This window comes from Vibrio sp. 10N.261.52.A1, from assembly GCF_002876325.1.
GTDB lineage: Bacteria > Pseudomonadota > Gammaproteobacteria > Enterobacterales > Vibrionaceae > Vibrio > Vibrio chagasii.
The window spans coordinates 1-4,549 of sequence record NZ_MCYD01000664.1 but is presented as its reverse complement, the minus strand read 5'-3'; the positions used below and the strand labels follow the sequence as shown (position 1 = coordinate 4,549).

Genomic DNA, 4,549 nt, shown 5'->3' with positions numbered 1-4,549 from the left:
AAAAATCACATCTAAAAAGAAAAATACACATTAAAAACAATAGACTAAAAACAGTTTAATGGTCGTATTTATTTGATTACTTTTTCAACCATCAGTTATTTTCATTAAGAATCTGGCGCTAAATTTGCCAATTCAAACCCACAAGAGTTGTCCGATTTTCAACAGGATTGGTAATAAGGCTCAAATTGATATTTTGCTGTTTAAAAAACAACCGAGCATAGTCGTAGATAGATGACGAATCAAAGCTGAGGATAAAAGTAGCAGGCAAAAAAAACGCCACTCAAAACTGAGTGGCGGTAGAATCTGTCAACCAAAAGGGTTGTAAGAGAATTCCAATATATAGGGGTGAACAAAACTGTTCGAGTTACATGCTTATGGTATTAGTAACCAAAGCTTGTAGGGTATGCAAAGTTGCTAGTGTAAACAGAGTTGTTAAGCCAGAACATTGCAGATGGTAAACCTTTCATAACTATCACCTTAATAAATCAATAAAAAACGAATTTGATTTCTCGGTTCCTTGGAGGCGATAAACGGACTCATCCTTTGAGCATTTACTCTTCACTTAAGAAGTTGGTTACAAATATACCTTAGAGAAAAAAGATTACAAGTATTTTTTGCCTCAGGTCACACTTTTGGCCGGTACGGGTTATTTTACAAACCTAATTTCGTAATAAAATTACAAAACAGACTTAAACAAACGTTTGCTTGCATCTTTAATAAGCATCAGAGCACTTATGCAAGATCAAATGAACAAGATGGCGTTCAAAATTTGAAGCATTTCAGGTTTAGAAGCGCTACTCGTCAAAACACTCTAATGGTATGCTGTCGGCATCAAAACAGACCTATATTTTAGGTTTTTGCTCTATGTTTATACCCATAGAAAGCCTAAATATATGGTTATCAAATAAAAAAGGAGTCATCCGTGTCTGAATTCCATTCTGAGATCAGTAAATTATCCCCTGCCCCTATTTGGCAGTTCTTCGATAAGATTTGCTCAATCCCACACCCTTCTAAGCATGAAGAAGAGCTTGCTCAATACATTATTGCTTGGGCGACAGAGCAAGGCCTAGATGTACGCCGTGATCCAACGGGCAACGTATTCATCAAAAAGCCTGCGACGCCGGGCATGGAAAACAAAAAAGGTGTTGTGCTACAAGCTCACATCGATATGGTTCCGCAAAAGAACGAAGATACGGTTCACGACTTCACTAAAGACCCAATCCAACCGTACATCGACGGCGAGTGGGTAACTGCAAAAGGCACTACACTTGGCGCAGATAACGGCATGGGCATGGCATCATGCTTAGCGGTTCTTGCATCAAACGAAATCAAGCACGGCCCTATCGAAGTACTACTAACAGTAGACGAAGAAGCAGGTATGACTGGTGCGTTCGGTCTTGAAGCGGGTTGGCTAGAAGGCGATATCCTTCTTAACACCGATTCAGAGCAAGAAGGCGAAGTGTACATGGGTTGTGCTGGCGGCATCGACGGCGCAATGACATTTGACATTGCTCGTACTGCAATCCCAGCAGATTTCGTGACTCGTAAGCTAACGCTTAAAGGTCTTAAAGGCGGTCACTCAGGTTGTGACATCCACACTGGCCGTGCGAATGCGAACAAACTGCTTGCACGCTTCCTAGCAGGTCACGCGAAAGAGCTAGACCTACGCATCGTAGAATTCAAAGGCGGCAGCCTACGTAACGCAATCCCTCGTGAAGGTTTCGTTACCGTTGCTGTTCCAGCGGCAAACCAAGAGAAACTGGCTTCTCTATACAACTACTACACAGAGCTACTTTCTACAGAGCTAGGTAAAGTAGAAGACAGCATCGTGACTTTCAACGAAGAAGCTTCAGTTGAAATGGGCGCACTTGCAGCTGCTGACCAAGCTCGCTTCATCGCAGCACTTAACGCAGCGCCAAACGGCGTAATTCGTATGAGTGATGAGATTGAAGGTGTTGTTGAGACATCTCTAAACGTGGGTGTTATCACGACAGAAGAGAACTCAATCACAGTACTTTGCCTAATCCGCTCTCTGATCGACTCTGGCCGTAGCCAAGTTGAGAGCATGCTTCACTCTGTAGCAGAGCTTGCTGGTGCGAGCATCGAATTCTCTGGCGCTTACCCAGGTTGGAAGCCAGACGCAGATTCAGAAATCATGCACATCTTCCGCGACATGTACGAAGGTATCTACGGTCACAAGCCAAACATCATGGTTATCCATGCTGGTCTTGAGTGTGGTCTATTCAAAGAACCTTACCCGAACATGGACATGGTTTCTTTCGGCCCGACTATCAAGTTCCCTCACTCTCCAGATGAGAAAGTGAAAATTGATACGGTTGAGCTATTCTGGAACCAAATGGTTGCGCTGCTAGAAGCAATCCCAGAAAAAGCATAATTCGAACCATTATGTTTTCGATAGATAGGATTTCGCGGTAAATACTACTCATCGACACGAAATAAAACAGGTACTCATTGAGTACCTGTTTTTGTATCTAAGCTTTGCGAACAGCTAAGATATTAAGCGCGTGAAGCTGCGTAGCTCTCTAGCTCATCAATTGAAGTTTGTGCAACCACTTCGCCATCGATGAAGTACGTCACCATCTCGCCATCACGAACACCGATTAGTGTCGCTCGCTCACCAGATTGGTAAGTGATGTCCATTTGGATAGTGTTTTCATCAATCTGCTGCATCTGACCTTTTTCGATCATGTTTACATTAGTGATTGGACCTACAGGCGCTTCCGTTAGAGACGGATCTAGCTGATGGTTGATATCAATGTAAGTATCCACCTTAGTATCAAAGATATGCGGCGCACCCGTTAGTGGGTTGCTACCAGTCCAGAACTCTAGTGAGTTGAATACTAGGTAATCCGCTGCAACCGTTAGACCGTATGCCGGTGCCAACAGTAAGTTTAAGCCACCACGCGCGTAACGGTTATCAACGGCTTTAAGGTTGAACTTCATTAGGTAACCCGTTACTGCGTTGCTACCAACACAGCCAGATAAAGCAACAGATACCACTGCAAGTGCTACAACTTTTGAAATTGTTTTTTTCATTTTCATCTCGATATTTGAAATTGGCCGCCAGAAAATGGCGATGGATAATAGCAAGTGCGAAAAACACAATTATCAGAGTTAAATCAATAAATTGTCAGAAAACCTTACAAATAAAAAGCGTATTCCAAAGGGGGCGCCATCCATGGAATACCGTTCCCGATACGCCTCCACAAAAAAGTTTTGTCGTTACCGTAAAACGATTGATTCGTACTAAAAATCAACGATTGCTACATTCCGTGTTAACGAATTATCACCATGTTGAGAACAACCTAAATGGCAAGACTAAAACCTAATCAACCATTCGAATTACTTGGTTCTACTGTTCAGCCAGGACAGCGAATGGAGATTGAACTGCAAGCAGCTCAGCTTTACACGCACTCTCCACTTTCAATCCCGATTGAAATCATTCACGGTCGCCAAGCAGGTCCAACACTGATGGTAAACGCAGCGATTCACGGTGATGAGTTAAATGGTGTTGAGATTGCACGCCAGCTCACCAATGCGATTGATCCTAAGAAATTGAAAGGGACATTGATTGTCGTGCCGATCGTTAACGTATTCGGCTTCATCCATAAGTCTCGTTACCTACCAGACCGTCGCGATCTAAACCGTTGCTTCCCAGGTAGTGAGAAAGGATCGCTAACATCGCGTATCGCTTACACTTTCTTCGAGAACGTGGCTAAGCACTGTGATTTCATTCTGGACCTACACACGGGTGCGATTCACCGTACGAACTTGCCACAAATTCGTGCGAACCTTTCGAACCCAGAAACCATGCGCATCGCAAAAGCGTTCGCGACACCGGTGATCATCGACTCACCTCTACGTGATGGTTCATTACGAAGCGAAGCGGAAAAGTTGGGTATTCCGGTACTAACGTACGAAGGTGGTGAGGCGCTGCGCTTTGATCACCTAGCGATTCGAGCAGGCTACCTTGGCATTCACCAAGTAATGAAAGAAATCGGCATGCTGCGCCCGAACCGCAAGAAGCTGCCAGAGCCAGTATTGAGCAAATCCACCAGCTGGATTCGAGCAGAATCAGACGGTATCTTGCGTAACATGGTAAGACTGGGTGAACAAGTTGAAGCAGGACAAACACTTGCTTACATCAGTTCTCCATTAGGTCACCAAGAGAGCCAAGTTATCACGACTAAAGGCGGTATCGTGATTGGCCAACAAACTCTACCTTTGGTGAACGAAGGTGATGCAGTATTCCACATCGCTTACTTCAAGCAAGACGATGAAGAAGTAGGACAAACCGTAGAAAGCTACATTGAAGAAGTAGCAGAGGACGATTGGTTAACTACGCTAAACAACTGATTAAGGCTTGAGAGAGCGATGTAAAAAGCAAGAAGCCAAAACCATCGCTCTTAAGCAAATAGCAACGAACTCCACAAACGAAAAAGCCCCAATATGAACTGACCCCCAATAGTTGGACACCAATTATTGGGGGTCTTTTTATGTCCAAATATAGCCGAGAGCTAAAATGTAT

General features: G+C 43.8%; 3 protein-coding genes. 2 read left to right on the top strand and 1 reads right to left on the bottom strand.

Going from position 1 to position 4,549, the window contains the following annotated elements; all coding sequences use genetic code 11:
• Positions 1-922 precede the first annotated feature (922 nt).
• A complete protein-coding gene (locus BCT81_RS12640; protein ID WP_102424643.1) occupies positions 923-2,395 on the top strand; it encodes an aminoacyl-histidine dipeptidase in 1,473 nt (490 codons plus the stop codon).
• Between the two features lie 122 nt (positions 2,396-2,517).
• Here BCT81_RS12640 and BCT81_RS12635 read toward each other — a convergent pair whose 3' ends face one another.
• Positions 2,518-3,057, bottom strand: coding sequence for a DUF3332 domain-containing protein (locus BCT81_RS12635; protein ID WP_004741496.1), 540 nt, complete (start codon positions 3,055-3,057; stop codon positions 2,518-2,520).
• Between the two features lie 273 nt (positions 3,058-3,330).
• Here BCT81_RS12635 and BCT81_RS12630 point away from each other — a divergent pair, with 273 nt between their 5' ends.
• Positions 3,331-4,377: a succinylglutamate desuccinylase/aspartoacylase family protein gene (locus BCT81_RS12630; RefSeq protein WP_102424642.1), complete on the top strand. Its 1,047-nt coding sequence runs from the start codon at positions 3,331-3,333 to the stop codon at positions 4,375-4,377.
• Positions 4,378-4,549 lie beyond the last annotated feature (172 nt).

What these genes read in the sequence shown, in the direction of transcription:
- BCT81_RS12635 (WP_004741496.1), bottom strand. Translation starts at nt 3,057, where the DNA reads ATGAAAAAAACAATTTCAAAAGTTGTAGCACTTGCAGTGGTATCTGTT.
- BCT81_RS12630 (WP_102424642.1), top strand. Translation starts at nt 3,331, where the DNA reads ATGGCAAGACTAAAACCTAATCAACCATTCGAATTACTTGGTTCTACT.